Below are 24,817 nucleotides of genomic sequence, written 5' to 3'. Positions count from 1 at the left end.
CTCGCCGGATGACAGCGCCTTCTCCTGGCCAGTCCAGCCAGCGCCTGTGGCAGATCGATGCGCTGCGCGGCCTGATGCTGGTGCTGATGACCTTCACGCACCTGCCCACGCTCTTCGCCTCGCCCACGGGCCAGCCCTTCGGCTTCGTCTCGGCGGCCGAGGGCTTCGTGCTGCTCTCGGGTTTCATGGCCGGCATGGTCTACGCGGCGCGCGAGCAGCGCGAGGGCGAAGACCGCATGCGCGCGGCCTTCTACCGGCGCGTGGTCAAGATCTACCTGTGCCAGGCCGCCATGCTGGTGTTCCTGTTCAGCGTGGTGGCGCTGATCGCCGTGGTGCTGCAGGAGGACGCCATCACCGGCCTCATGAAGTACTACCTGCACGAGCCGCTGCACGCGCTGGTCGGCGCGCTGCTGCTGATCTACAGCCCGCCGCTGCTGGACATCCTGCCGCTGTACGTGCTGTTCATGCTGATCAGCCCCATGGTCCTGCTGCACGGCCTGCGCCACGGCTGGGGCGGCATCCTGGCCTGCAGCGTGGCGTTGTGGCTGGTGGCGCAGTTCAAGGTCGGCGCCTGGCTCTACGAGGCGCTGGCGCCCGCCGCTGGCATCCGCGTGCCGCTGGTGCAAACCGGCGCGTTCGACGTGCTGGCCTGGCAGTTCCTCTGGATCATGGGGCTGTGGCTGGGGGCCGAGCGCACGGCGCAGCGCCCGCCCGTCGTGTTTCCGCGCTGGCTGCTGCAGACCGCCATCGTCTATGCCGCGGTGTGCTTCGTCTGGCGCCACGTGGTCGGCCAGGTGCCGATCCCGCAGGACGCTGGCCTCAACATGCTGTTCGACAAGTGGCAGCTGGCGCCGTTGCGGCTGTTCAACCTGTTTGCGCTGCTGGTGCTGGCCATGCACTTCGCGCCCTGGCTGGCCACGCACCTGCCGCGCGTGCGCGCGCTGGAGACGCTGGGTGCGGCCTCGCTGCCGGTGTTCTGCGCGCACCTGGTGCTGGCGCTGCTGGCGCTGGCGCTGTTCGGTGCGCCCACGCCCGCGCGCAGCGCGTGGATCGACGTGGGCATCGTGGTGGTCTCGTTCGCCGCACTGTACGGCGTGGCGCTGCTGAGCCAGGAGCTGGACCGGCAGGCGGCCGCGCGGCGCAAGGCGCGCGCGGCGGGCCAGGTCAAGGTGCAGGCCGGGCCGACACCGCCGTCTTCTGCAGCGCTGCCGCGTTGAGCCCGGCGGCCTGGGGCTGCTGCGGCAGCAGGTGGGGCGTGATCGTGGTCTTCCAGATCGCGTAGCCGGCAGGGTTCATGTGCAGCGCGTCGGCCGAGTACAGGTCGGTGCGCGGCTTGCCCTCGGCATCCAGCATGCGCGAGTAGATGTCGATGAAATCGAGGTTGGGCGTGTTCGCGCTGTAGCCCGCGATGAGTGCATTGGCCTGCATGGCCTGCGGCAACAGCGCCACGCGCGAGGGGCTGGGCTTGATCGACAGGTAGGCGATGCGCGTGTCGGGCAGTTCGGCGAGCACGCGCTCGACGAATTCCACGAAGCTGTCCAGCACCTGCTGGGGCGTGCGGCCTTCGGCCAGGTCGTTGTCGCCAGCGTAGACCACGATCAGGCGTGGCTTGTAAGGCACGACCAGTTGCTCGACGTGGGCGGCAACATCGAGCATGCGCGAGCCGCCGAAGCCGCGCTTGATCACGGGCATCTTGTCGAACTGGATCTCCAGGTCGTCCCAGAGCCGGATCGAGGAACTGCCGACGAACAGCACGCCGCCGGTTTGCGGCGCCTGTTTGAGGTCGGCTGCGGCGAAGGCGTCGAAGCTCTCCTTCCAGCGCGTGTCCACGGCCGTGGACACGCGTTGCTGGGGCGCCCCGCGGCCGGGCTGCAATGGCATGGTCTGCGCCCCCGCCGAGGCGCCGAGTCCCAAGCCGTACAGCGCGAAGGCGAGCTTGGTCAGGCGGCGTTTGGTTGTACGCATGGACTTCATCTTCCTCTTCTGACGTCCCGCATATGTCAGCGCACGCCTACGCCGCCTGCCGGACTCAGCGCATCAGCGCCTCGATCTCGTCGGCCTTCACGGGCACGCCGCGCGTGATCAGCTCGCAGCCATCGGCGGTGACGATGGCGTCGTCCTCGATGCGGATGCCGATGCCGTGGAACTGTTCCGGCGCCGCGGTGCCGGGCCGCACGTAGATGCCGGGCTCGATGGTCAGCACCATGCCGGGGCGCAGGATGCGGCTGGGCCGGTCCAGGATGGTCTCGCCCGACAGCGCGTCCTTGCGCTCGCTGCCGTTGCCGATCTCGCTGGGCTCCACGTAGCTGCCGCAGTCGTGCACGTCCATGCCCAGCCAGTGGCCGGTGCGGTGCATGTAGTAGGCGAAGTAGGCGCGCTTCTCGATCACGTCGTCGACGTGGCCAACCTTGTTCTTGTCCAGCAGGCCCAGGTCCAGCATGCCCTGGGCCAGCACCTGGACGGTGGCCTCGTGCGGGTCGTTGAAGCGCTTGCCCGCGCGCGTGGCGGCCACGGCCGCGTCCTGGCTGGCCAGCACCAGGTCGTACAGCGCGCGCTGCGGGCCCGTGAACCGGCCGTTGGCCGGGAAGGTGCGCGTGATGTCGCTGGCGTAGCCATCGAGTTCGCAGCCGGCGTCGATCAGCACGAGCTCGCCGTCGCGCACGGGCGCGGCGTCGGCGCGGTAGTGCAGCACGCAGGCGTTGGCGCCGGCCGCCACGATGGAACCATAGGCCGGGTACTGCGAGCCGCCCATGCGGAAGGCGTGCAGCAGCTCGGCGTCCAGGTGGTACTCGCGCACCTCCTGGCCCGCGCGCAGCATGCGCGCGCTGGTCTGCATGGCGCGGACATGGGCCTCGGCGCTGATCTGCGCGGCGCGGCGCATGATGTCCTGCTCGTGCGCGTCCTTGACCAGGCGCAGCTCGTCGAGCACGCCGCACAGGTCGCGCTGCGATTCGGGGCACAGCGCGCCGTAGCGCACGCGCGCGCGCACCGAGGACAGCCAGCCGTCGATGCGCGACTCCAGCCCCTTGTGGATCGCGAACGGGAACCAGACCGTGCCGCGGTTCTCCAGCAGCTTCGGCAGTTGGGCGTCCAGCTGGGCGACGGAGTGGGCGGCGCTCACGCCCAGCGCTTCGGGCGCCGCCTCGGGCCCCAGGCGGTAGCCGTCCCAGATCTCGCGCTCCAGGTCCTTGGGCGCGCAGAACAGCGTGCTCCTGCCGTCGCCGGTGATGACCAGCCAGGCGTTGGGCTCGGTGAAGCCGGTCAGGTAGTAGAAGTAGCTGTCGTGCCGGTACAGGAAGTCGCTGTCGCGGTTGCGCTGGCGCTCCGGCGCGGTCGGGACGATGGCGATGCCGTCGCGCCCGATCTGGCGGGCGACTTCGGCGCGGCGTTGGGCGTAGGGCGTGGTCATGCCACGATCCTACCGCCGCGCGCCGCGCTGCATCTGGCCCGACAGCAGCAGGCTGCGGCCCGGCGCGCCGCGCGCGACGGTAGAGACCAGTGCATGGGCGACGTCGCCGGCGCGGATCGCGCGGTAGTTGGCCGGGATCAGCGGCCGCAGCCAGCGGCTGATGGCCTTGCCCACGATCTCGCCGCGGCGCGCGGGCTGGCCCAGCGGGCCGCGGTCGCCGACCAGCAGCGAGGGCCGGGCGATCACCAGGGTTTCGAAGCCGATCTGCGCGATCGCCTGCTCGACCTCGCCCTTGACCCGGTTGTAGAACACGCGCGAGCCGGCATCCGCTCCCATGGCGCTGACCAGGCCCAGCCGCCGGGCGCCTGCGGCCCGCGCGGCGCGTGCCACGGCCAGCACGGCGTCGTGGTCGACCGCACGGAAGGCCTCCTGGCTGCCGGCCACTTTGATCGTGGTGCCCAGCGCGATGAAGGCGGTGTGCAGCGGCGGCAGGGCCGGGATGCTGCGCAGGTCGCAGGGGTGGTGGTGCAGCTTGGCGTGCGGCGTGGGCGGCGCGCGCCGGCCCAGCGTGTGGACCGCGGCCACGCCCCGGTCGGCCAGCAGCAGCGCGAGGATTTCGCGGCCGACCAGGCCCGTGGCGCCGGCCAGCAGCACGTTCACGGCGCGGCTCCGTCCAGCGCGGCCAGTTGGGCCGGCGTGCCGATGTTGTGCCAGGCGCCGCGGTAGACCTCGGCGCCGACCTGGCGGTCGCGGACCGCGGCCTGGAGCAGCGGGCCCAGCGCGGCCTTCTGGCCGACGGGCACACCGGCGCACAGGGCCTTGCGCATCAATGCGAAGTTGCCATAGGTCCAGCGCCGGCCATCCGGGCCGGCGTCGGCCAGGGCCAATCCGTCGGCTGCGATGCCGAAGTCGCCTGCGGGGTGGAAGTCCGGGTTGGGCACCAGCCACAAGTGGGCCAGGCGCCCGGGCTGCGCCACGAAGGCGGCGGCGCGCGCGGCGTCATAGGCGAAATCGGGCGCATGGATGTCGCCCGAGACCAGCCAGAAGCACTCGTCCAGCAGCGGCAGCGCTTTGGCGATGCCGCCGGCCGTCTCCAGCGCGCCGCCGTGGTCGCGGCCTTCCATGGAGTAATCGATGGTGAGGCCCCAGCGGCTGCCGTCGCCGAGCGCGGCCGGGATCTGCTCTTCCAGCCAGGCTGTGTTGACGACCACGCGCTGCACGCCCGCGCGCGCCAGCGCCTCCAGGTGCCAGACGATCATGGGCTTGCCGTGCACCGGCAGCAGCGGCTTGGGCGTGCGGTCGGACAGCGGCCGCATGCGCTCGCCGCGGCCGGCGGCGAGCACCATGGCGCAGCGGACGGGCTGCGCGGGGGAGGTCGGGGAAGGCATGGTCCCGATTATCGGGACCGGCGCCAGCCTCAGCCGAACAGCTTGGCAGCCGTCTTGGCCACCAGTTCCCCCTGGTGGCGGGCGCCGGCCAGTTCGATTTCGCTGGGCTGGCGCGAGCCGTCGCCGCCGGCGATGGTGGTGGCGCCATAGGGCGCGCCGCCGACGATCTCGTCCAGCGTCATCTGGCCGCCGTGGCTGTACGGCAGGCCCACGATCACGAGGCCGAAGTGCAGCAGGTTGGTGATGATGGAGAACAGCGTGGTCTCCTGGCCGCCGTGCTGCGTGGCCGTGGAGGTGAAGGCCGCGCCGACCTTGCCGTTCAGGGCGCCGCGGGCCCACAGGCCGCCGGCCTGGTCGAGGAAGGCCGCCATCTGCGAGGACATGCGGCCGAAGCGCGTGCCGGTGCCGACCACGATGGCGTCGTAGTTGGCCAGGTCCTCGACCGTGGCCACGGGCGCAGCCTGGTCCAGCTTGAAGTGGCTCTTCTTGGCGATCTCTTCGGGCACGGTCTCGGGCACGCGCTTGATGTCCACCTGGGCGCCCGCAGCACGCGCGCCTTCGGCGATCGCGCCGGCCATGGTCTCGATGTGACCGTAGGTGGAGTAGTAGAGAACGAGGACTTTGGCCATGTTGACTTCCTGTTGGATGGAAAGGGATGGCTGCATTGTTGGTGCGGCCACCCCCGCTGCGCCCCACCCAAAGGTGAAGGCAGCGTTCAAGCCTTTTGAATGAAGGCCCTCACTTCGCGCGCAGCAACTCGCCCACCTCCAGCAGCACGAGCTCGTTGTCGTCGGCCTGGCTGGGCACGCGGCTGCTGCTGAAGGGCAGGTTGTTGTCGTTGCCGACCACGATGTGGGTGGCGTCCACGATGTCCACGTTCTCGATCGTGAAGAACGGGAAGGTCAGCACGCCGTTGGTCAGTGGTTTCTTCGCCAGCTTGTTCGGGTCCTGGATGGCCATGAGGTCGATGTAGCCGACCTTGCGCACGGCCTGGCCCACGTTGGCTTCCGTCATGTCGATCTTGTAGACGCGCTTGAACTTCGCCAGGTCGTGGAAGCAATCGCTGCGCTTCTCGCCGGCCGGGCAGGCCTTGTCCGCCGTGCCTTCGCCGTTGTCGCGCTCGATGACGAGGCCGGTGGTGGCATCGACCATGTTGAAGTCCCCGATGGCGTAGTGGCCGGCTTCCAGCGGGTATTTCCAGTGGCGGCCGGTCCAGGCCTTCTTCTGCACGTCGAACTCGAGCACGCGCAGGGCGGTCTTGCCGTCCACCGTCTCGTTGGCCTTGGCAGCGGCGTTCCACAGCGGGCCTTCCAGCAGCGCGTAGAGCTTGCTGCCGTCGGGCGAGGCCGCCATGCCCTCGAAGCCCTTGGAGCGGCGCACCTCGAAGGCCGGCAGCGCGGCGTCGGGTGCGCCCGGCATGGCGATGGCGGGATGGTCGGGCGAGCGCACGGTCTTGCCGTCCGCCTGGGTCTCGAACACGGCCAGCACCTTGCCGTCCAGGTCGGCCTGGATCAGCCAGGGGCCGAACTCGTCGCCGATCCACAGCGCACCGCCGGCGAACTGGAAGCTCTCGGGGTCGAAGTCCGCTCCGGTCAGGTAGCGCTTCTCGCTGCCTTCCTGGACGATGCGAAACGGCAGCTTGCGGTCCGGGTCGTGCAGGAACACGGTCTTCTTGCGCTCGAAGCGGCCACTTTGGAAGTCCACCGCGTAGTGGTTCAGGTAGAGCATGAAGTCCGGCGAGTTGGCCTTGCTGCCGGCCCCGTTGTCCGTGAGGACCCAGAAGCTGCCGTCGGCCATGCGCTTGATGCCCGAATGGCCTTGCGCGGGCTGGCCTTCGAACGGCAGGCCGATGCCGGTGGGCCGGCCACCCGACAGGCCCATCACCGCGCCGGGTTTGTCCGTGCGCTGGGCCGTGGTGAACTTGCCGGCCATGCGCAGGTCGGCCGGCGCGTCGGCGGGCGGCGCGATCAGCGTGAGGGCGGGCAGCACGGCGTGGCCGGCCAGGGTGGCGGGGTAGGCCTGCTGGGCGTATGCGGCGGGGGACAGGGTGGCGGCGCAGGCGAGCGCGGCGAGGGTCAGGCGGAACATGCGTTGTCGGCTCGGTGAAAAGACAAGCCCGCGAGCCTGATGGCCCCAGATGACAGCCGCGTGACCTCAGCGGTTGACCAGCAGCGCCCCCTCGCGCGCGGCCGCACCAGAGCGCAGCAAATCCTCGACCAGCGCCTCGCCCCAGGCAGCGATGGCCCCGGCGTCGGCGAAATACCGCGCATGCAGGGTCTGGAAATAAGGGGTGCGCCGGGCCCAGGCCAGCAGGTCGACCTCGGCGATGGACTGCAACTCCAGCAGCTTGAACTTGAGCAGCACCTTGGCCGCGTAGAGCGCGTGCTTGCGTGGCGCCGCGACGAAGCCCTCGAGCCGGCGGCGCGCGCGTTCGAGTGCCGGCCCCACGTCGTCGAACACGCTGCCATGGCCCGGCACGACCAGGCGCGGCGCCAGCCGTTCGATGAGATCCAGCGAGGCGCCGACCTCGGCAAAGGCCGACTCGCCCTCGAGTTCGGGAAACACCACGCCGAAACCGTTCTGCCAGAGCGCGTCGCCGGCCACGAGCAGGCCCCAGGCCGGCTCGAACAGCAGCACGGCATGCGGGTCGTGGCCCGGCGCCGCATGCACCTGCCAGCGCCCGGCCCCGAGCGCGACCTCCTGGCCCGGCTGCAACAGGCCGTCGATGCCGAAACGCGGGCAGAGCTGGCCCGTGGGCGCGTAGCTCAGCGCGTCGGCGTCCCAGTCGCGCACGGCCTGCGCCTGGCCGGGCGGGATGGCCGAGTGCAGCTGCGGGTACTGCTGCTGCAAGGCCGCATTGCCGCCGCAGTGGTCGCTGTGCAGGTGGGTGTTGAGCAGCCGCTCCAGCGGCGCCTCACCCAGGGCCTGGCCCACCAGCGCCAGCGTCTGCGTGGCGTGCGTGCAGTAGCCAGAGTCGACCAGCGCGGTGGGCCCGGTGCCCTGCGGATCGCGCAGCAACAGGTTGTTGGAGGAGAGCCAGCCGCGCTCGAACAGCGCGACGCCGGGGGGGAGTTCGATGGCGGCCATGTGCTGCCGGCGACTGTAGACCAAGGACGGGTGCGGCCCGCCTCGCTAAAATCCCGGGTTTCCCCCGATTCCGACCGGAGCTGCCCACCCATGGCGAACACTGACACGCTGGCCTCTTCCACCCCCGTCGCAGAGGCCGCCGCGCCCGCCAGCCGCTTGGCCAACGCCATCCGCGCGCTGGCCATGGACGCCGTGCAGCAGGCCAATTCCGGCCACCCTGGCGCTCCCATGGGCATGGCCGACATGGCCGTGGCGCTGTGGGGCCAGCACTTGAAGCACAACCCGCGCAACCCGGCCTGGTTCGACCGCGACCGCTTCGTGCTGTCCAACGGCCACGGCTCCATGCTGCTGTACGCGCTGCTGCACCTGACGGGCTACGACCTGCCCATCGGCGAACTGAAGAACTTCCGCCAGCTGCACAGCAAGACGGCCGGCCACCCCGAGCACGGCATCACGCCCGGTGTGGAAACCACCACTGGCCCGCTGGGCCAGGGCATCACCAACGCGGTGGGCATGGCGCTGGCCGAGAAGCTGCTGGCGGCCGAGTTCAACCGCCCGAACTTCCCGGTCGTCGACCACCGCACCTACGTGTTCCTGGGCGACGGCTGCCTCATGGAAGGCATCAGCCACGAGGCCGTGGCCCTGGCCGGCGCCTGGAAGCTGGACAAGCTGATCGCGCTGTACGACGACAACGGCATCTCCATCGACGGCAAGGTCGCGCCCTGGTTCATCGACAACACGGCCCTGCGCTTCGTCGCCAGCGGCTGGCAGGTGCTGGGCCCGGTCGACGGCCAGGATGCCGAAGCCGTGTCCAAGGCCATCGAGGAGGCCAAGGCCTCGAAGGGCAAGCCCACGCTGATCATCTGCAAGACCGCCATCGGCCAGGGTTCGCCGAACCGCGCCGGCACGGCCAAGGCCCACGGCGAGCCGCTGGGTGCCGAGGAAATCAAGCTCACGCGCGAAGCGCTGGGCTGGGACGCTGCGCCGTTCGAGATTCCCGCCGACGTCTACGCCGGCTGGGACGCCAAGGCCAAGGGCCTGGCCGCCGAGGCCGACTGGGACGTGCTGTTCGCGGGCTACAAGGCGGCCCACCCGCAGCTGGCCGCCGAGCTGACGCGCCGCATGCAGGGCGAGCTGCCCGCCAGCTTCGCCGAGACTGCCGCGCGCATCGCCTCCGAAGCCCATGACCAGGCGGCCACCGTGGCCAGCCGCAAGGCCAGCCAGCTGGCGCTGGAAGGCTTCACGGCGGCCTTGCCCGAACTGCTGGGCGGCTCGGCCGACCTGACCGGCTCCAACCTGACCAACACCAGCCATACGCCGGCACTGCGCTTCGACGCCGAGACCGGCGCTGTGGTGCTGGGCGCCGCGCCGGACCGCAAGGCCGGTGCCGAGGACGAGAAGGCCGCCCCGGTGGAAGAACCGCCGCACGGCGTGATCGGCCGCCACATCAACTACGGTGTGCGCGAGTTCGGCATGGCCGCCATCATGAACGGCATCGCGCTGCACGGCGGCTACATCCCCTACGGCGGCACCTTCCTCACGTTCAGCGACTACAGCCGCAACGCCATCCGCATGGCCGCGCTCATGAAGCAGCGCATCGTGCACGTGTTCACGCACGACTCCATCGGCCTGGGCGAAGACGGTCCCACGCACCAGTCGATCGAACATGCGGCCAGCCTGCGCCTGATCCCGGGCCTGGACGTGTGGCGCCCCGCCGACACGGCCGAGACGGCCATCGCCTGGGCCGTGGCCCTGGCCCAGAAGAACCGGCCGACGGCGCTGCTGCTGTCGCGCCAGAACCTGCCCTACGCGCCCAAGAGCGAAGACGCGCTGGACCACATCGCCAATGGCGCCTACGTGCTCAGCGAACCCGCCGACGTGGGCCTCAAGGGCAAGGCCCGCGCCGTGATCATCGCCACCGGCTCCGAAGTGCAGCTGGCGTTGGCTGCGCAGAAGCTGCTGGCCGCGGCCAAGATCGCCGTGCGCGTGGTTTCCATGCCCAGCACCACCACCTTCGACCGCCAGAGCCTGGCCTACAAGAAGGCCGTGCTGCCCGAAGGCCTGCCGCGCATCGCGGTCGAGATGGGCGTGACCGACGGCTGGTGGAAGTACGGCTGCGCGGCCGTGGTCGGCATCGACACCTACGGCGAGTCGGCCCCCGCGCCCGTGCTGTTCAAGCACTTCGGTTTCACGCCCGAGAACGTGGCTGCGACCGTGCGCAAGGTTCTGTCCAAGTAAGTTTCAACCTCAGGAGAAAAAGCAATGGCGATCAAGATCGGTATCAACGGCTTCGGCCGCATCGGCCGCAACGTGCTGCGTTCGGCGGTGCAGAACTTCTCCGACATCGAAGTCGTGGGCATCAACGACCTGCTCGAGCCGGACTACCTGGCCTACATGCTGCAGTACGACTCGGTGCATGGCCGCTTCAAGGGCGACATCGCCGTGGACGGCAACACCCTGATCGTCAACGGCAAGAAGATCCGCCTGACGCAGGAGCGTGACCCGGCTGCGCTGAAGTGGAACGAAGTCGGCGCCGACATCGTGATCGAGTCCACCGGCCTGTTCCTGACCAAGGAAACCGCGCAGAAGCACATCGACGCCGGCGCCAAGAAGGTCATCCTGTCGGCCCCCTCCAAGGACGACACCCCGATGTTCGTCTTCGGCGTGAACGACAAGACCTACAAGGGCGAGGCCATCATCTCCAACGCCTCGTGCACCACCAACTGCCTGGCTCCCCTGGCCAAGGTGCTGAACGACAAGTGGGGCATCAAGCGTGGCCTGATGACCACCGTGCACGCCGCCACCGCGACGCAGAAGACCGTGGACGGCCCGTCCAACAAGGACTGGCGCGGCGGCCGCGGCATCCTGGAAAACATCATTCCCTCCAGCACGGGCGCTGCCAAGGCTGTGGGCGTCGTGATCCCCGAGCTGAACAAGAAGCTGACCGGCATGTCCTTCCGCGTGCCGACCTCCGACGTGTCGGTGGTCGACCTGACGGTGGAACTGGTCAAGGAAGCCAGCTACAAGGAGATCTGCGCCGAGTTCAAGGCCCAGTCCGAAGGCGCGCTCAAGGGCGTGCTGGGCTACACCGAGGACAAGGTCGTCGCCACCGACTTCCGCGGCGATGCCCGCACCTCGATCTTCGACGCCGAAGCCGGCATCGCGCTGGACGGCACCTTCGTCAAGCTCGTCTCCTGGTACGACAACGAGTGGGGCTACTCGAACAAGGTGCTCGAGATGGTCCGCGTCGTCGCCAAGTAAACGCGCTGCGCAAGAGGGCCGGGTGACTTGCCCGGCGCTTGCGGGTGCCCCTGGGCGCGCTACGATGGGCGCCCGCCTTGTCTCGCAAGAGTTCCAACATGTCCCAGCCTTCCAAAGATGCCCAGGCCGCCAAGCACCTGGAGCAGGCGATCGAAAAGGCCAAGGAGGTCGCCGCCGACATCCGTCAGGCGGCCGACGACCTGGCCGTGGCCAATACCGTGCTCGACACCCACCTCAGCGAGGAAGCGCGCACGCGCGAGGTCGACCAGGCGCTGGGCCACACCGGTGCCGTCGAGAAGACGCTGACCAAGTCGGCCGAGACGCTGGACGAGGTCAACACCGCGCTGGACAAGGCGGCCGCGCCGGTACCGCGCGGCTGAGCCGCATCCTTTCCATCCCACGAAAAAGGGCCGGTCGAGACCGGCCCTCCTGCTTTCCATGGACAAAGAAGTCGCACCCGCCGTCCTGGCGGTCATCAACGAGAAGCGTTTGTCGGGCGACAAGCGCACGCCGGTCGAGATCATCACCAAGATGGGCGTGTTCGACGCGCGCGACAAGGCTTCCGACATGGCCTGGCTGGCCAGCGGCGACAACATCATCGTGACCATCTGGGCCGAGCTGGTGAGCGTCGGCGAGGGCGGGCGCTGGTTCCTGCTCGAGTCGCTCGATCCGCTGCACCGCATCGGCGGCGGCGAACGCACCGACCTGCGCATCCAGCGCACCAAGGATCGGATCCAGCTCATCAAGCGCGCGCTCGACGCCGACCAGGGCGTGCGCGCCGTGCTGCAGACCAACCGCGTGGCGATTGCCGACCTGGAGACCGACAAGGCCGCCCGCATGTCGGTGCGCGTGCCCGACGAGCAGGAATGGCATGTGGCCGTCTGGAGCCCCGAGCAGCGCCATGTGGTGCTGGTGCGCGGCCCGCGCGGCTGGGTTCCGAACGAGGCCGAGATCCAGGCCGCCCGCGCGCGTGCCGGCATCGTGGATGCCGCGCCCGATGCCGCAGCCATCGCCGTCGGTGGCGGCGACCTGCAGTCGGCCGCGCTGGACCACCTGACGCGCCACTTCGCAGGCTACGGCTACAAGACCGAAATGCTGGACACGCCGAATCCGGGCTACGCCGCGGAAGTGCGCGACAAGAAGGGCAAGACCCTGCTCAAGCTCGTCGTGAAGGGCACGGCCACGGGCGCGACCGGCTATGCGCTGACAGCGGAGGAGCGCGCCTTCGCGCGGCGCGATCCGCAGTGGCGCCTGGCGGTGGTGTCCGACGTGGGCAGCCCCGCTGCCCAGCACAAGCTGTACAACGGGGCCGACATGGACAAGGCGCCGGGACTGGCGCCCGAGCTGGGCTGAAGCCCGGGCGCCTGAGACCATCAGGCCATCTTGCCCGACAGGTCCCACATGGCATCGACCAGCGCGTCGATGTCGTTGGCGTCGTGCCACAGGTGTGTGGAGATGCGCATCGCGTAGTGGTTCGACGCCGCGCCGATCACCGGGAAGCTGGCGTTGCGGATGACCAGGCCCTGCGGGTACTCGGCTTGCAGGCGCGAGACGAACTGCGTGGCCTTGGCCGAGTTCATCGCGTCGTCCTTGTTGCGGAACACGTTGAACGAGGTCAGCGCACACACCAGCTTGGGGTCGTCCTTGGGCGAGTACAGCGAATCCACGCCCCAGCGTTCGACGATCTTCTCCTTGAGGTAGGCCGACAGCGTGAGGTCGTAGGTCTCGATCTTCTTGCGGCCGATCTGGTCCCACAGCTGGCATGCGCTCACCAGCGATTGGAACAGCGGCGTGTGCGTGCTGCCGCAACTCGTCACGCTGGCGGCGATGTCGTAGGTGGCCGTGCCGTTGGTCGTGCGTTCGCGCGTGGAATAAGTGCTGGTGTGCACCGGGTACCACTTGGGCAACGGCAGCGGGTTGGAGGCGCGGATCTTGTTTCGGATGATCAGGATGCCGGTGGAGCCCGGGCCGCACTGCCACTTGTGGCCGGCGCCCGACATGAAGTCCATGCCCAGCGCGCCGTAGTCGTAGTGCATCATGCCGGGCAGGTGGGCGCCGTCGACGATGCTGATCAGCCCGTGCGTCTTCACCACCTCCATGATCTCGGCGATCGGCAGCAGCGTGCCGGTCACGTAGGTCGGCGAGGACCACATCACGGCGCGCACGCGCTTGCCCGCGTTCTTGAGCGCGCGGATGCGCTCGTCGAACAGGTTCTGGTAGGTTGCCGCAGTCTGGTTGTTGCCGGTCGGCATCTCGATGCGCGAGATCTCCACGCCGTAGCGGTCCACCGCGATGTTCAGCGGCGTGTTGCCGCCGCCGTGCTCGTGGTTGGTCGTGACGATCACGTCGCCGGCCTGCCAGGGGATGCCCAGGATCGCGTGGCACATGCCCGAGGAGGTGTTGGCCGAGAAGGCCAGCTCGTCGGTGTCCACGCCGAAGGCGGGCGCCACCAGCGCGCGCAGCGCGTTGTGGTCGGAGTAGCCGTTGCCCGACTCCCTGGCCTTCTTGCGGTTCTCGGTGTCGAACAGGTCCAGTGCCACCTTGGGCATGGAGCCGGCCGTGCCGATGTTCATGAAGGTACGCGCCGGGTCGAGCGTGAACATGCCTTGCACGTTCGTCCAGAAGGCCTCGTCGGCGACCAGCTGCGCGCGCAGTTCGGCGGCCGCCGTGGCCGAGTTGCTGCTGCCGCAGGCCATCAGGGCCGGGCCCAGGGCAGCCGCACCGGCGCCGTAGCCCAGCATGCGCAGGAAGTCGCGTCGCTTGGACGGCCAGCGCGTGGTGTCGGTCGCGGCCAGTGCGTTCAGCTCGGCGGCGCGGGCGGTGAGGATCTGTTGGTCTTGCATGGTGTCTGTACTCCGGGATGGTTCAACGGCGACCGACGATGACGGCGATCTCGACCTTCACGTCACGCGGCAAACGTGCCACTTCGACGGTGGCGCGCACCGGCGCGTTGCCCGGCTTGAAGTACTCGCCGTAGACCTTGTTCATCGCGGCGAACTCGTTGAGATCCTTCATGAACACCGAGGACGAGAGCACGTCGGTGTAGTCCAGTCCCTGCGACTGGAGCATGGTGCCGATGTAGCGCAGCACGGCATGCGTCTGCTCTTCGATGGTGCCGCCGACGACGGCGTTGCCGGCCTCGTTGAGCGGGATCACGCCCGAGAGGTACAGCGTGTTGCCGTGCGAGACCATCTGCGAGTACGGACCGATCGCCGGCGGCACGCCGGTGGTGGACAGTACCGTGCGTTTGGCGGGCATGGCGCAGGCTGTCATGAGCAATGCTGCAGCGCAGCCGGCCACCACCTTGGTGAAGCGGCCGGCACAGATATGGTTGGGCATGGAGCCACCTTTCCTTCTTCTGGAATCAAGAACCACGCACGGCATTTCGGCCATGCGGAGCGACAAGAAGCCAGACCCTCCCGGGATGTTTGCTGCAGTGCAATGCGGTCTAACTTGCGATGAATTCTAGGAATGGCATCACGGTGTGTGACGGTTTCATTTCCCTTACGTGGTAGTACGCAGCGGAGCCTTTGGGCCGCCGATTTCGCCGCACTGCAGCAGTGTTTCAAAATGAAACGTCACTGGCTGGCATCGGGATTGCTCTGCACATTCAGGCCCGCCATGCACACCGCAACACATTCCAGAACATTGGTGCAGACAGACCCCGGAGTGGGGCGCTGACATGCAGCTCCGCCTCAAGTTGGTGCTGCTGTCGGGCGTGCCCATCGTGGTCGCGCTGCTGCTCATGGGGGCCACCATGCAGCAGCAGACCTACAAGCTCGTGCGCGAGGAACAGGCCCTCGTGCAGCAAGCCTTCATGCACAGCAAGGAGGCCGAACTCAAGCACTATGTCGAGCTGGCGCGCAACACCCTCGTGCGCATCGCCGAAGGGCCGGGCGGGCTCGGCGAGCGCAAGGAACTGGCACTGGCCACGCTGGCGCGCATGCAGTTCGGCGACAACGGGTACTTCTTCGTCTACGACCAGCACGGCCAGCTGCTGATCGACCCGAAGACGCTGCCCATGCAGGGCGTGGCGTTCTGCGACCCCAACGATCCGGCGGGCGCCGATTCGGCGCAGCGCATCCTCAAGGTCGCACGCCACGGCGGCGGCGTCGTGCGCTACAGCTGGAGCAAGCCCAGCTCCCAGTCGGTCGTTCCCAAGCTGGGCTACGTGCTGACGGTGCCGGGCTGGAACTGGGTCATCGGCACCGGCATCTACCTGGACGACGTGCAGGGCGCGCTGCAGGCCATCGAGACCGGCGCGCGCACCAACATCGAGGCCACGCGCCAGCGCCTGTACGCCATCGCCGCGGTCTGCGTGGTGCTGATCGGCCTGGGCGGCCTGGCGCTCAACCTCAAGGACCACCGCGTTTCCAGCGACAAGCTGCGCCGGCTGGCGCGTCGCGTGGTGCGTTCGCAGGAAGACGAGCGCGTGCGCGTGGCCCGCGAGTTGCACGATGGCGTGGTGCAGGTGCTGGCCTCGTCCAAGTTCCTGCTCGAGACGGCACAGCTGCAGCTGGCCGATCCGGGCGCCGCCACGCCCGCGGCGCCGCGCCAGGCGCTGGACCAGGGGCTGGCGCGGCTGGGCACGGCGCTGGTGGAAATCCGGCGCGTGTCGCACGGGCTGCGCCCTGCCTTGCTGGACGACCTCGGGCTGGAGCCGGCCCTCGCCTTGCTGGCACAACAGGTGCAGGAAAGCGGGGCCTTCCCCGTCGGCCTGGTGCGCCAGGGTGTGCCGGGCCAGCTGCCGGCCGAGCACGGCACCGTGCTGTTCCGCATCGCGCAGGAGGCACTGCAGAACTGCCGCAACCACGCCCAGGCCACGCGGGTGGAACTCGTGCTGCATGGCACGCGCCATGGTGTGGGCCTGCAGGTCATCGACGACGGGCAAGGCTTCGACATGCGCGGGGTGTCCGGGGACGGCACGCGCGGCATCGGCCTGCGCAACATGCGCGAGCGTGCCGAGAGCCTGGGCGGCACGCTGTCCATCGACTCCGGCCGCCATGGCACGCGTCTCGCCGCCTGGCTGCCCTTGCCACAGGCCGCCGCGCCGGCACCCGTATCCACGCGCGCACCGCATCCCATCGCCATTGCCCGTTCCGCTCCATGACCCCTGACCCCGCCCCCATCCGCGTGCTGCTTGTCGACGACCATCCGCTGCTGCGCGACGGCGTGCGCATGCGCCTGCACGCCACGCCCCACATCCGCGTGGTGGGCGAGGCCGGCTGCGTGCGCGAGGCCGAGGCGCTGGCCGCCGCGCTGCAGCCCGACCTGGTGGTCACCGACATCCGCATGCCGGATGCCAGCGGCATCCAGTTGGCGACCCAGTTCCGCGACCGCTTTCCGGGCCTGCGCCTGCTGGTGCTGTCCATGCACCAGGACGCCGAGTACGTGCGCCGCGCCGTGGCGCTGGACGTGCGCGGCTATGTGCTCAAGGACGGGCCGGGCCACCACCTGGTCGAGGCCATCGACGCCGTGCACGCGGGCGAGCGCTACTTCAGCCCCGGCCTGCCGCTGCCGACCGAGCCGGCGCCGCCACCCGTCACGCGCGCCTGGGGCCACCTCACGCCCAAGGAGTCGGCCGTGCTCTCGCTGCTGGCCGATGGCTGCTCGAACCGCGAGATCGCCGACGCGCTGGGCGCCTCGGTGCGCACGGTGGAGACGCACCGGCTGCACCTGCGCCGCAAGCTGCGCATCGATGGCCAAGCGGCCCTGGTCAAGTACGCGGTGTCGTATGCCGACCTGCAGGTCGGCCACGCCTGAGTTTCAGGCGCCAGGTGGCTGCGGCAGCCTGCGGTAGGCCAGCGCGCCCAGCAGCAGCGCCGCCGCGATCGCCAGCAGCGGCGCCGTGAAGGTCTCCACGCCCCAGCCGGCGGCCTGTGCGGCGACCCAGCCGGTGCCCCATTGCATGAACGCCACGCCCATGAACATGGCCATGGTGAACACCGACAGCGCGCGGCCGATCATGGCCGGCGGGTAGGCGGCACGCACGTCGGCGTACTGCAGCACCATGTAGCCCGACAGGCAGGCCACGGCCACGGCCAGCAGCACGTCGGCCACCAGCCCGCGCAGCAAGGCCATCGCCACGAACAGCGCCGCCATCCCCAGCGTGCAGCGGACGATGCGCCGGCGCCGCGCCGCGATGCCACCGGGATCGAAGCGGCCGAACAGCGGCGGGCTGACCAGCGAAACCACCGACACCAGCAGCGCCACATGGCCGCTGACGAGCAGCGACAGGCCGTGGCGCTCGACCAGCACGGGCCCCAGCCACAGGCCGCGCAGCGTCAGGAACGAGGCGTAGTTGACGGCCGCCATGCAGACGATGCCCCAGGTGTGCGGCATCAGGAACAGCGCCTTGACCCCGCGCAGTGCCTGGCCCAGCGATTCGCGTGGGGCGCCGCCGGCGGCGCCGGCCGGCGTCTGGTGCGGCACCTTCCACCACACCAGCCCCCAGGCCACGACCGAACCGGCCGCCAGCAGCCACATGCCCCAGCGCCAGCCATGCGCCTCGATCAGCCAGGCCAGCGGCGTGCCCGTGAACAGCATGCCGGTGCCGCCCAGCATCAGCACCAGGCCCGACAGCATGGCGAAGCGCTCGGCCGGGAAGTTCTGCGCGATGAACAGGGTGCAGGCCAGGAAGGCCGGCGCGCAGCCCACGCCGATCAGCACCTGGCCCACGATCAGCTGGCCCTGGCCGCCGGCCGTGGCCGACACGGCCGCGCCCACCACGGCCAGCGGAAAGGCGGCCAGCACCGTGCGGCGCAGGCCGTGCAGGTCCATGCCGATGCCGATGAACAGCTGCAGCGCGCCGAACGCGAAGTGGAAGCTCGCCGCGAACAGCCCGAGCTGCTGCGGCGACATCTGGAACTCGGCCTGCAGCGGCGGCGCCAGGATGGCGGCCAGCGTGCGGAAGGCCTGGCTCATGGCGAAAGCGGCCGTCAGCGCCAGCAGCATGGGCCAGGCGGCGCGCGGAGAAAGCAGAGGGGGCGTGGACATGGCGGGCGCGAGCCTACCCGAGCCCGCGCGCGGCTACTGTCGCTTGTAGGTCGCCGTCATGAAGCGCTTCCACTGGCCGTCCTCGCCGAGCGTCTGCGAATGCAGCGTGCGCGTGTTCGCGTCGACCAGCGTGATCACGTCCTGGTAGCGCACGGTCCTGCCGTCACCGGCGAAGCTCGGGCCCTCGGTGTCCAGCGTGAGCACCTTGCCGGCGGGGTCGAGCTGGCCCTGGTAGACCCACATCAGGGTCATCATCGAGCCGACCCAGTTGCCGACGAAGGCCTGGCGGTCCGGGTCGTAGCCCAGCGTCATGCGCATGTGGCCGGTGTCGCCGCCGGCGGGCATCTGGGCCTGGCCTTCCAGCACCGCCCAGAGTTCGCCGAGCATGCGCACGCTCTCGGTGCCCGTGCTGTGGCTGGTCGGCTCGCCGGGGCCCATGTCGGCCTCGCCTTCCATGGTCCATTCACCGACCAGTTGCTGCAGCCAGCGGTGTTGTTCGAGGGGCTTGGTGGGTTCCATCGGTGTCTGCTCCTCATCGGGGGGCCTGGTTGGGATCCTGCGCCACGACCATCCATTGCACGCCGAAGCGGTCGGCCACCATGCCGAAGGACGGGCTGAAGAAGGTCTTGGCGAGCGGCATCTGCACCTGGCCGCCATCGGCCAGCGCGTCGAAGCGCTGCTTCGCCTCGGCTTCGTCGGCCACCAGCAGCGACAGCGAGATGCCGGCAAAGCTGGGCTTGCCGCTGGCCATGCCGTCGGTGGCCATCAGCGTGGAATCGCCGATGCGCAGTTCCGAATGCATGATCTTCTCGCCGTCGGGCGGCGGACCGCCAGCGCAGCCCTCGGGCGGGGGCTGGTCCATGGGCGGCGCCTCCTTGAAGCGCATCACGAGGCCGATCTGGGCGCCGAGCTGGTCGCGGTAGAAGTCGAGCGCCTCCTGGCAGCGGCCCTCGAAGGAAAGATAGGCTTGGACTTGCACGGCGTGTCTCCTGTGGATGAATGTGAACAGTGTTCACAAATATTCTGGCAGCAATAATGGACGCTGTCCACATGGCAGAAAACACATCCTCCTCCCGCACCCGGACCCTGCCTGCACGCGGCCGCTACCGGCATGGCGACTTGCGCCGCGCGCTGCTGGAGGCCGGCCTGGCGTTGGCCGCCGAGGGCGGGCCCGATGCCGTGGTGCTGCGCGAGGCCACGCGCCGCGCCGGCGTGGCGCCCAACGCGGCCTACCGCCATTTCGCCAACCGCGAGGACCTGCTCGATGCCGTGCGCGCCGCCGCCGTGGCCGCCGTGGCCGAGGCGATGGAGGTGCGCATGGCGCAGCTGCCCACGCAGGGCGATGCCGTGGCGCAGGCCCGTGCGCGCGTGCGCGCCGTGGGCGCGGGCTACCTGGATTTCGCGCAGGCGCACACCGGGCTGTTCCGCACCGCGTTCGGCGGGCGCTTCGCGCTCGCTGCCACACCCGATCCGGCCAAGGCCGGACGGTCAGGCCTGGATCCGTTCCGCCACCTCGGCGCCGCGCTGGACGCGCTGGTGGCGGCTGGCGCGCTGCCGCCCGCGCGCCGACCCGGTGCCGAATTCCTGGCCTGGTCCACCGTGCACGGGCTCGCGCTGCTGCTGCTGGACGGCCCGTTGCGCGGCCTGCCGTCCGCGCAGGCCGAAGTGCTGCGCGAACGCCTGCTCGACATGGTGGAACGCGGCCTGTAGCCCTGCGCCGGGGCGGGCTTCATTGCGGCACCGCACAATCGGCAGGTGCCCCTGCATTTCTGGCCCACCGTCACCCACCTCGGCAACTCCGCGCTGCTGCTGCCCGCCGCGCTGGTGCTGGCGCTGTGGCTGGTCAAGACACGGCACGCGCCGCTGGCGCTGGCCTGGGGGCTGTCGTTCGGCACGGCCGTGCTGCTGGTGCTGGCCACCAAGCTGGCCTTCATGGGCTGGGGCATCGGCAGCGCCGCGCTGGATTTCACGGGCATCAGCGGCCATGCGACGGTCTCGACCGCGGTGTTCACGATGGGCGTCTGGCTGGCGGTGGCCGACCGGTCGCGGCGCCTGCAGGTGCTGGGCATCGTCGCCGGCCTGTTGGTGGGCCTGCTCGTCAGCGTCTCGCGCGTGGTGCTGAAGGCGCACTCGGTGTCGGAGGTCGTGGCCGGCTTTGCGCTGGGCGCCATGGCGGCGGCGCTGCCGATCGCCTGGGCAGCGGGCCGCACGCTGCGCCTGCGCCAGCGCTGGGTGCCGATGGCGCTGGCCGGCATGCTGGGCCTGATGCCGCAGATCAGCCAGCCCGCCGAGACCCATGGGCTGGTGCAGAAGATGGCGCTGATGGCGTCCAGCCGCGACGCGGTCTACACGCGCCACATGCTGCACCGGGAGCAGCGCCGGCGCTGATCAGTGGTGGTGGCCGTGGCCGCCGTGCACGTGGCCGTGCTGGATTTCCTCCGCGGTCGCCGCGCGCACGCCGCCCACCTGCAGCGTGAACTTGAGCGCCTTGTCGGCCCAGGGGTGGTTGGCGTCCAGCAGCACCTGGTCGCCCTTGATCTTCATGACCGTGAAGACCTGCTCGCGGCCGTCCTCGGTCATGCCGCGCAGCTGGCCGCCGACCTTCACGCCGGGCGGGAAGTCCTTCTTGGAGATGCTGCGCGCAAGCGCCTCCTCGCGGCGGCCGAAGGCGTCTTCGGGCTGCAGCTCCAGCGTCACGCGAAAGCCGGCTTCCTGGCCTTCCAGCGCTTCCTCGATCTTGGGCAGCGTGTTGCCGTAGCCGCCGTGCAGGTAGTCGGTGGTTTCGCGGCTGGCCAGCGGCTTGCCATTGGCTTCGGTCACGCTGTAGTGCAGGGTGACGGCGGTGTCTTTGCTGATCTTCATGGCGGTGCGGTGTCGAATGGCGCGGGCGCGCGAGGGCGCCGATTGTCGTGCAAGCCGGTGCGGCGTCATGCGGCGTCATCGATTTCCCACGCGGAGTGCCGCGAAGCCGTGCTACAACGCCGCGCATGCTGAAATTCATTGCTGCTGCATTGCTCGCAGTTCCGTTGCTCGCGCCGGCCCAGGCCAGCCAGGAGCCGGTCCGCAACCTCATCGTGCGGCTCAAGCCGCAGGCCGAGTCCACGGCGTCGGCGCGCGAGGCGCCGCAGGCGGCGCGCGAGCGCCTGCGCGCCGTGGCCACCAGCGCGGGCGTGGGCTTCGAGGACGAGCGCCCCGTCGGCCGGCAGCACCGGCTGCTGCGCATGCCGGCCGCACAGTCGGGCGCCGAGCTCGAGGCCACCGTGCGCCGGCTGCGCCTGAACGCCGACGTGCTGGACGTCGAACCCGATGTGCGCGTGCGCCGTCTGGCCATGCCGAGCGACCCCGACTACGCCCAGCAGTGGCATCTGCAGCCGCCCACGACCTATGCCGCGGCGATGAACATGCCGGCTGCCTGGGATGTCACGACCGGCAGTGCCTCGGTGGTGGTGGCCGTGCTGGACGTGGGCGTGCGCCTGAACCATCCCGACCTCACCGGCCGCCTGGTGGCAGGCTACGACTTCGTGAGCGAGGTCGAGTATTCCAACGACGGCAACGGCCGTGACGCCGACCCGAGCGACCCGGGCGACTGGGTCAATGCGGCCGACAAGCGCTCGCCGCTGTTCTCCACCTGCGACATCGAGGACAGCTCCTGGCACGGCACCTTCATCGCTGGCCAGATCGCCGCTGCCACCAACAATGGCCTGGGCGTGGCCGGCATCGACTGGCAGGCGAAGATTCTGCCGGTGCGCATCGCCGGCAAGTGCGGCGCACTGCTGTCCGACCTGCTGGACGGCATGCGCTGGGCGGCCGGCCTGGCGGTGGACGGCGCGCCGACCAACACCACGCCGGCGCGCATTCTGAACCTGAGCTTCGGCGGCGATGCGGCCTGCAGCGCCAGCTACCAGGACGTGATCGACGAGATCACCGAGGCCGGTGCCCTGCTGGTGGTGGCTGCCGGCAACGAGGCCGGTGCCGTGGGCCGGCCAGCCGATTGCAACGGCGTGCTGGCCGTCGGTGCGGTGCAGGAGGATGGGCGCAAGACGGCCTACTCCAACTACGGTGCGCGCGTCGGCATCGTGGCGCCTGGCGGCACCAACACGCGCGCCATCTATTCCCTGGACAACCGGGGCACGACCACGCCGGGCGTGGACACCTATGGCCTGAAGCTGGGCACCAGCTTCTCGTCGCCGCAGGCGGCCGGTGTGGCCGCGCTGATGCTGGCCGTGAACCCGGCGCTGACACCGGCGCAACTCGTCGTGCGCATGCAGGATGCGGCGCGGCCGCACGTGGCGGTGGCCGGCGCACTGCGGTGCAGCACCAGCGGCACCGTGCCGTGCAACTGCGACACCAGCACCTGCGGGGCCGGCCTGCTGGACGGCGCGCGCGCCGTGTTGGCCGCGAGCTCGTCGCTGGTGCCCCAGGCCGTGGCTGCGCCCGTGGCCACGGCGCCGGCGGGCAGCACCGTGGCCCTCAACGGCAACGCGAGCACGGCCAGCGCGGGCGCCAGCATCGTCGCCTACCGTTGGGCCCAGGTCTCCGGTCCGGCCAATGCCACCATCGCCAACGCCGCGTCGGCCAACACCAGCGCGACCCTGCCCGTGGCGGGTGCCTATGTGTTCAGCCTGACCGTGACAGACAACGCCGGCCGGCGCGACGTGGCCAACCTGGCCGTCACGGCCAGCGCCAGCTCCAGCAGCGGCGGCGGCGGGGGCGGTGGCGGTGGCGCCAGCAGTTGGTGGTGGGGCGCCGCGCTCTGGGCCCTGGCGCTGCTGGCCTGGCGTCGGCGCGCCTGAGCGAACCCGTGCCCCGCGCCAGGGCTTGCGGGGCGCAGGTGACCGGCGGCGCCTGCGTGGGCAGAATGACCTTCTTTTGCGCAGCGCCGCCATGAGCACCGTCCACAGCCGCCTGAAGATCGGCCTGTCAGCCTGCTTCTCCCACGCCGACCACGCGCGCTCGCTGTTCACGGGCAAGACGCTGCAGTACGTCGAGCAGTCCATCGCGCACTGGCTGATGTCCACAGGCGCCATGGTGGTCATGGTGCCCTGCCCCACGGGCAGCACCCAGCGCGGCGACGTGACCTACGAGCACTATGCGCAGTGGCTGGACGGCCTGGTCATGCACGGTGGCGCCGATGTCTGGCCCGGCAGCTACGGCGAGGAGCCGCTGCACGAGAACTGGGCCGGCGACCGCATCCGCGACGAGTACGACAAGGCCCTGGTGGCCGCCTTCGAGGCCGTGGGCAAGCCGATCTTCGGCGTCTGCCGCGGCCTGCAACTGCTCAACGTGGCCTTCGGCGGCACGCTGTACCAGGACATCAACACCCAGGTGCCCGATTCCTTCGTGCACCGCGACGCCGTCACCTACGACCTGAACTACCACAGCGTCAACATCCTGCAGGGCTCGCGGCTGTCGCGGCTGTACCCGGGCGTGGAGCGCGTGCGTGTCAACAGCATCCACCACCAGGCCATCAAGCGCCTGGCCGACACCTTCGAGGCCGAGGCCTTCAGCGTCAGCGACGGCATCATCGAGGCGATCCGGCGCAAGGATCCGGCCAAGAGCTATGTTGCGGCCGTGCAATGGCATCCCGAGTTCCACCAGCCCGGCTCGGACACCATCGACGACGCCGCCATGCTCAAGGACTTCCTGGACGCCGTGGCCGCGTGTCGCGCGGCGAACAGCCCCTTCGCCAAAAGCTGATGGCCGACGGTGCGCAGATCGCGCACCATCGCGGCATGAGCACCACCACGCCCTCTTCTTCGACCGACCTGGACCACCTGCGCGGCTGGATCGGCCGCAGCGAATCGCGCCACGACCAGTTCACGCTGCAGCCCGTGGCCGCCATGTCCGCCACGCTGGACCGCGACGACCCGGCCCCCGCTGCCGGCGACGCGCTGCCGCCGCTGTGGCACTGGCTGTACTTCCTGCCGCTGGCGCCCGCGCGCGAGATCGGCGAGGACGGCCATCCGCGCCGCGGCGGCTTCCTGCCGCCCGTGCCCCTGCCACGCCGCATGTGGGCTGGCGGCCGGCTGCAGTTCCACCGCCCGCTGCGCCTGGGCGCCAGCGTGGAGCGCCATTCGCGCATCCTGGACGTGAGCACCAAGAGCGGCCGCAGCGGCTCGCTGGTGTTCGTGACGGTCGAGCACAGCTATGGCGATGCCGACGGCGTGGCGCTGACCGAGCAGCACGACATCGTCTACCGCGACGCGCCGCAGCCGGGCGCACCGGCCCCGGCGCCGCAGGCCGCACCGGCCGATGCCCAGTTCGAGCGCGCCATCGTGCCCGACCCGGTGCTGCTGTTCCGCTACTCGGCGCTGACCTTCAACGGCCACCGCATCCACTACGACCGCAGCTATGTGACCGAGGTCGAGGGCTATCCCGGCTTGATCGTGCACGGCCCGCTGATCGCCACGCTACTGCTGGACCTGGTGCGGCGCGAGCGGCCCGGGCAGAACGTGCGCAGCTTCTCGTTCAAGGCCGTGCGGCCGATCTTCGACATCCACCGTTTCAGCGTCTGCGGCCGCGACGAAGGCGGTGGCAAGCTCACGCTGTGGGCGCGCGACCACGAAGGCGCGCTGGCCATGCAGGCGCAGGCGGAGATCGCCTAAGGATGTCCTGAGACTGACGTGGCTACGGGGCGGGCCGGGGAGGCGGGCTGGTCAAATGGGCGCGCCATTCC

General features: G+C 70.0%; 25 protein-coding genes. 12 read left to right on the top strand and 13 right to left on the bottom strand.

Features of this window, described 5'->3' with window-relative positions; translation table 11 throughout:
* The first annotated feature begins 8 nt into the window (after positions 1–8).
* Positions 9–1,217 (top strand): OpgC domain-containing protein, encoded by a 1,209-nt coding sequence (opgC, locus tag ASF45_RS06665; protein ID WP_056659014.1) that lies wholly within the window; start codon positions 9–11, stop codon positions 1,215–1,217.
* Here the strand turns inward: opgC and ASF45_RS06660 are convergent.
* The 7 genes from ASF45_RS06660 to ASF45_RS06630 all read right to left on the bottom strand — a co-directional run bounded on the left by ASF45_RS06660 (position 1,165) and on the right by ASF45_RS06630 (position 7,884).
* Complete coding sequence (locus tag ASF45_RS06660) at positions 1,165–1,965, bottom strand: SGNH/GDSL hydrolase family protein (protein ID WP_082550853.1); 801 nt, start codon at positions 1,963–1,965, stop codon at positions 1,165–1,167. The genes opgC and ASF45_RS06660 overlap by 53 nt on opposite strands.
* Positions 1,966–2,029: 64 nt before the next feature.
* Positions 2,030–3,409: an aminopeptidase P N-terminal domain-containing protein gene (locus ASF45_RS06655; protein ID WP_056659011.1), complete on the bottom strand. Its 1,380-nt coding sequence runs from the start codon at positions 3,407–3,409 to the stop codon at positions 2,030–2,032.
* A gap of 9 nt (positions 3,410–3,418) precedes the next feature.
* The gene (locus tag ASF45_RS06650; RefSeq protein WP_056659008.1) at positions 3,419–4,069 is read right to left on the bottom strand and encodes an NAD(P)H-binding protein; all 651 of its coding nucleotides are present in this window, start codon (positions 4,067–4,069) and stop codon (positions 3,419–3,421) included.
* Entirely contained in the window at positions 4,066–4,797 is a 732-nt protein-coding gene (gene murU / locus ASF45_RS06645; protein ID WP_056659005.1) for an N-acetylmuramate alpha-1-phosphate uridylyltransferase MurU, read from the bottom strand. Before murU ends, ASF45_RS06650 begins: the two co-directional genes overlap by 4 nt.
* A gap of 29 nt (positions 4,798–4,826) precedes the next feature.
* Positions 4,827–5,426: an NAD(P)H:quinone oxidoreductase gene (wrbA, locus tag ASF45_RS06640; RefSeq protein WP_056659002.1), complete on the bottom strand. Its 600-nt coding sequence runs from the start codon at positions 5,424–5,426 to the stop codon at positions 4,827–4,829.
* Between the two features lie 109 nt (positions 5,427–5,535).
* Positions 5,536–6,885: an esterase-like activity of phytase family protein gene (locus ASF45_RS06635; RefSeq protein ID WP_056658999.1), complete on the bottom strand. Its 1,350-nt coding sequence runs from the start codon at positions 6,883–6,885 to the stop codon at positions 5,536–5,538.
* A 66-nt stretch (positions 6,886–6,951) separates the two neighbouring features.
* Positions 6,952–7,884, bottom strand: a complete 933-nt coding sequence (locus ASF45_RS06630) for an MBL fold metallo-hydrolase (protein ID WP_056658996.1) — start codon at positions 7,882–7,884, stop codon at positions 6,952–6,954.
* Between the two features lie 183 nt (positions 7,885–8,067).
* Between ASF45_RS06630 and ASF45_RS06625 the strand changes: the two genes are divergently transcribed.
* The 4 genes from ASF45_RS06625 to ASF45_RS06610 all read left to right on the top strand — a co-directional run bounded on the left by ASF45_RS06625 (position 8,068) and on the right by ASF45_RS06610 (position 12,498).
* Complete coding sequence (locus ASF45_RS06625; protein WP_056659263.1) at positions 8,068–10,122, top strand: transketolase; 2,055 nt, start codon at positions 8,068–8,070, stop codon at positions 10,120–10,122.
* A gap of 24 nt (positions 10,123–10,146) precedes the next feature.
* Positions 10,147–11,145, top strand: coding sequence for a type I glyceraldehyde-3-phosphate dehydrogenase (gene gap, locus ASF45_RS06620; RefSeq protein WP_056658993.1), 999 nt, complete (start codon positions 10,147–10,149; stop codon positions 11,143–11,145).
* A 98-nt stretch (positions 11,146–11,243) separates the two neighbouring features.
* Entirely contained in the window at positions 11,244–11,525 is a 282-nt protein-coding gene (locus tag ASF45_RS06615; protein WP_056658989.1) for a hypothetical protein, read from the top strand.
* Positions 11,526–11,583: 58 nt separating this feature from the next.
* Positions 11,584–12,498 carry a hypothetical protein gene (locus ASF45_RS06610; protein WP_056658987.1) on the top strand — a complete coding sequence of 305 codons (915 nt, stop codon included), beginning with the start codon at positions 11,584–11,586 and terminating at the stop codon, positions 12,496–12,498.
* A 20-nt stretch (positions 12,499–12,518) separates the two neighbouring features.
* On the opposite strand, the gene ASF45_RS06605 is transcribed toward ASF45_RS06610, so the two are convergent.
* Positions 12,519–13,988, bottom strand: a complete 1,470-nt coding sequence (locus ASF45_RS06605; protein ID WP_082550841.1) for an aminotransferase class V-fold PLP-dependent enzyme — start codon at positions 13,986–13,988, stop codon at positions 12,519–12,521.
* Positions 13,989–14,010: 22 nt separating this feature from the next.
* Complete coding sequence (locus ASF45_RS06600) at positions 14,011–14,484, bottom strand: Rid family detoxifying hydrolase (RefSeq protein WP_082550840.1); 474 nt, start codon at positions 14,482–14,484, stop codon at positions 14,011–14,013.
* A 343-nt stretch (positions 14,485–14,827) separates the two neighbouring features.
* Here ASF45_RS06600 and ASF45_RS06595 point away from each other — a divergent pair, with 343 nt between their 5' ends.
* Positions 14,828–16,255 (top strand): cache domain-containing protein, encoded by a 1,428-nt coding sequence (locus ASF45_RS06595; protein WP_056658984.1) that lies wholly within the window; start codon positions 14,828–14,830, stop codon positions 16,253–16,255.
* Positions 16,252–16,908 carry a response regulator transcription factor gene (locus tag ASF45_RS06590; protein ID WP_056658981.1) on the top strand — a complete coding sequence of 219 codons (657 nt, stop codon included), beginning with the start codon at positions 16,252–16,254 and terminating at the stop codon, positions 16,906–16,908. Before ASF45_RS06595 ends, ASF45_RS06590 begins: the two co-directional genes overlap by 4 nt.
* Before the next feature lie 3 nt (positions 16,909–16,911).
* On the opposite strand, the gene ASF45_RS06585 is transcribed toward ASF45_RS06590, so the two are convergent.
* The 3 genes from ASF45_RS06585 to ASF45_RS06575 are packed head-to-tail and all read right to left on the bottom strand — an operon-like array spanning position 16,912 to position 19,120.
* Entirely contained in the window at positions 16,912–18,141 is a 1,230-nt protein-coding gene (locus tag ASF45_RS06585; protein WP_056658978.1) for a nitrate/nitrite transporter, read from the bottom strand.
* A 33-nt stretch (positions 18,142–18,174) separates the two neighbouring features.
* The gene (locus ASF45_RS06580) at positions 18,175–18,660 is read right to left on the bottom strand and encodes a DUF1579 domain-containing protein (protein ID WP_056658975.1); all 486 of its coding nucleotides are present in this window, start codon (positions 18,658–18,660) and stop codon (positions 18,175–18,177) included.
* Between the two features lie 13 nt (positions 18,661–18,673).
* The gene (locus ASF45_RS06575) at positions 18,674–19,120 is read right to left on the bottom strand and encodes a VOC family protein (RefSeq protein WP_056658972.1); all 447 of its coding nucleotides are present in this window, start codon (positions 19,118–19,120) and stop codon (positions 18,674–18,676) included.
* 71 nt (positions 19,121–19,191) lie between these two features.
* On the opposite strand from ASF45_RS06575, the gene ASF45_RS06570 reads away from it, so the two are divergent.
* Positions 19,192–19,851, top strand: a complete 660-nt coding sequence (locus ASF45_RS06570) for a TetR-like C-terminal domain-containing protein (RefSeq protein WP_235580839.1) — start codon at positions 19,192–19,194, stop codon at positions 19,849–19,851.
* A gap of 45 nt (positions 19,852–19,896) precedes the next feature.
* Positions 19,897–20,529: a phosphatase PAP2 family protein gene (locus ASF45_RS06565; protein WP_056658967.1), complete on the top strand. Its 633-nt coding sequence runs from the start codon at positions 19,897–19,899 to the stop codon at positions 20,527–20,529.
* Here the strand turns inward: ASF45_RS06565 and ASF45_RS06560 are convergent, their stop codons facing one another.
* Positions 20,530–21,003, bottom strand: a complete 474-nt coding sequence (locus tag ASF45_RS06560; protein ID WP_056658964.1) for a peptidylprolyl isomerase — start codon at positions 21,001–21,003, stop codon at positions 20,530–20,532.
* A gap of 125 nt (positions 21,004–21,128) precedes the next feature.
* Here ASF45_RS06560 and ASF45_RS06555 point away from each other — a divergent pair, with 125 nt between their 5' ends.
* From ASF45_RS06555 to ASF45_RS06545, 3 genes are all read left to right on the top strand, one after another.
* Complete coding sequence (locus ASF45_RS06555) at positions 21,129–22,934, top strand: S8 family peptidase (RefSeq protein WP_082550838.1); 1,806 nt, start codon at positions 21,129–21,131, stop codon at positions 22,932–22,934.
* Between the two features lie 91 nt (positions 22,935–23,025).
* Positions 23,026–23,838, top strand: a complete 813-nt coding sequence (locus tag ASF45_RS06550; protein WP_056659253.1) for a gamma-glutamyl-gamma-aminobutyrate hydrolase family protein — start codon at positions 23,026–23,028, stop codon at positions 23,836–23,838.
* Between the two features lie 35 nt (positions 23,839–23,873).
* On the top strand, positions 23,874–24,746 hold the full coding sequence (locus ASF45_RS06545; RefSeq protein ID WP_056659250.1) for a MaoC family dehydratase N-terminal domain-containing protein: 873 nt from the start codon (positions 23,874–23,876) through the stop codon (positions 24,744–24,746).
* Positions 24,747–24,817: the final 71 nt, after the last annotated feature.

Source organism: Pseudorhodoferax sp. Leaf265 (assembly GCF_001422365.1).
In the GTDB taxonomy this organism is placed as follows: Bacteria; Pseudomonadota; Gammaproteobacteria; order Burkholderiales; family Burkholderiaceae_C; genus Pseudorhodoferax.
Note: the sequence above shows the minus strand (reverse complement) of the source record. Positions and strands in the feature narration are given on the sequence as shown.

Bases quoted from the DNA above. Each gene is read 5' to 3' on its own strand.
- opgC (WP_056659014.1), top strand. From the start codon at position 9: ATGACAGCGCCTTCTCCTGGCCAGTCCAGCCAGCGCCTGTGGCAGATC.
- ASF45_RS06660 (WP_082550853.1), bottom strand. From the start codon at position 1,965: ATGCGTACAACCAAACGCCGCCTGACCAAGCTCGCCTTCGCGCTGTAC.
- ASF45_RS06655 (WP_056659011.1), bottom strand. From the start codon at position 3,409: ATGACCACGCCCTACGCCCAACGCCGCGCCGAAGTCGCCCGCCAGATC.
- murU (WP_056659005.1), bottom strand. From the start codon at position 4,797: ATGCCTTCCCCGACCTCCCCCGCGCAGCCCGTCCGCTGCGCCATGGTG.
- wrbA (WP_056659002.1), bottom strand. From the start codon at position 5,426: ATGGCCAAAGTCCTCGTTCTCTACTACTCCACCTACGGTCACATCGAG.
- ASF45_RS06635 (WP_056658999.1), bottom strand. From the start codon at position 6,885: ATGTTCCGCCTGACCCTCGCCGCGCTCGCCTGCGCCGCCACCCTGTCC.
- ASF45_RS06630 (WP_056658996.1), bottom strand. From the start codon at position 7,884: ATGGCCGCCATCGAACTCCCCCCCGGCGTCGCGCTGTTCGAGCGCGGC.
- ASF45_RS06625 (WP_056659263.1), top strand. From the start codon at position 8,068: ATGGACGCCGTGCAGCAGGCCAATTCCGGCCACCCTGGCGCTCCCATG.
- gap (WP_056658993.1), top strand. From the start codon at position 10,147: ATGGCGATCAAGATCGGTATCAACGGCTTCGGCCGCATCGGCCGCAAC.
- ASF45_RS06615 (WP_056658989.1), top strand. From the start codon at position 11,244: ATGTCCCAGCCTTCCAAAGATGCCCAGGCCGCCAAGCACCTGGAGCAG.
- ASF45_RS06610 (WP_056658987.1), top strand. From the start codon at position 11,584: ATGGACAAAGAAGTCGCACCCGCCGTCCTGGCGGTCATCAACGAGAAG.
- ASF45_RS06605 (WP_082550841.1), bottom strand. From the start codon at position 13,988: ATGCAAGACCAACAGATCCTCACCGCCCGCGCCGCCGAGCTGAACGCA.
- ASF45_RS06600 (WP_082550840.1), bottom strand. From the start codon at position 14,484: ATGCCCAACCATATCTGTGCCGGCCGCTTCACCAAGGTGGTGGCCGGC.
- ASF45_RS06595 (WP_056658984.1), top strand. From the start codon at position 14,828: ATGCAGCTCCGCCTCAAGTTGGTGCTGCTGTCGGGCGTGCCCATCGTG.
- ASF45_RS06590 (WP_056658981.1), top strand. From the start codon at position 16,252: ATGACCCCTGACCCCGCCCCCATCCGCGTGCTGCTTGTCGACGACCAT.
- ASF45_RS06585 (WP_056658978.1), bottom strand. From the start codon at position 18,141: ATGTCCACGCCCCCTCTGCTTTCTCCGCGCGCCGCCTGGCCCATGCTG.
- ASF45_RS06580 (WP_056658975.1), bottom strand. From the start codon at position 18,660: ATGGAACCCACCAAGCCCCTCGAACAACACCGCTGGCTGCAGCAACTG.
- ASF45_RS06570 (WP_235580839.1), top strand. From the start codon at position 19,192: ATGGCAGAAAACACATCCTCCTCCCGCACCCGGACCCTGCCTGCACGC.
- ASF45_RS06560 (WP_056658964.1), bottom strand. From the start codon at position 21,003: ATGAAGATCAGCAAAGACACCGCCGTCACCCTGCACTACAGCGTGACC.
- ASF45_RS06555 (WP_082550838.1), top strand. From the start codon at position 21,129: ATGCTGAAATTCATTGCTGCTGCATTGCTCGCAGTTCCGTTGCTCGCG.
- ASF45_RS06550 (WP_056659253.1), top strand. From the start codon at position 23,026: ATGAGCACCGTCCACAGCCGCCTGAAGATCGGCCTGTCAGCCTGCTTC.
- ASF45_RS06545 (WP_056659250.1), top strand. From the start codon at position 23,874: ATGAGCACCACCACGCCCTCTTCTTCGACCGACCTGGACCACCTGCGC.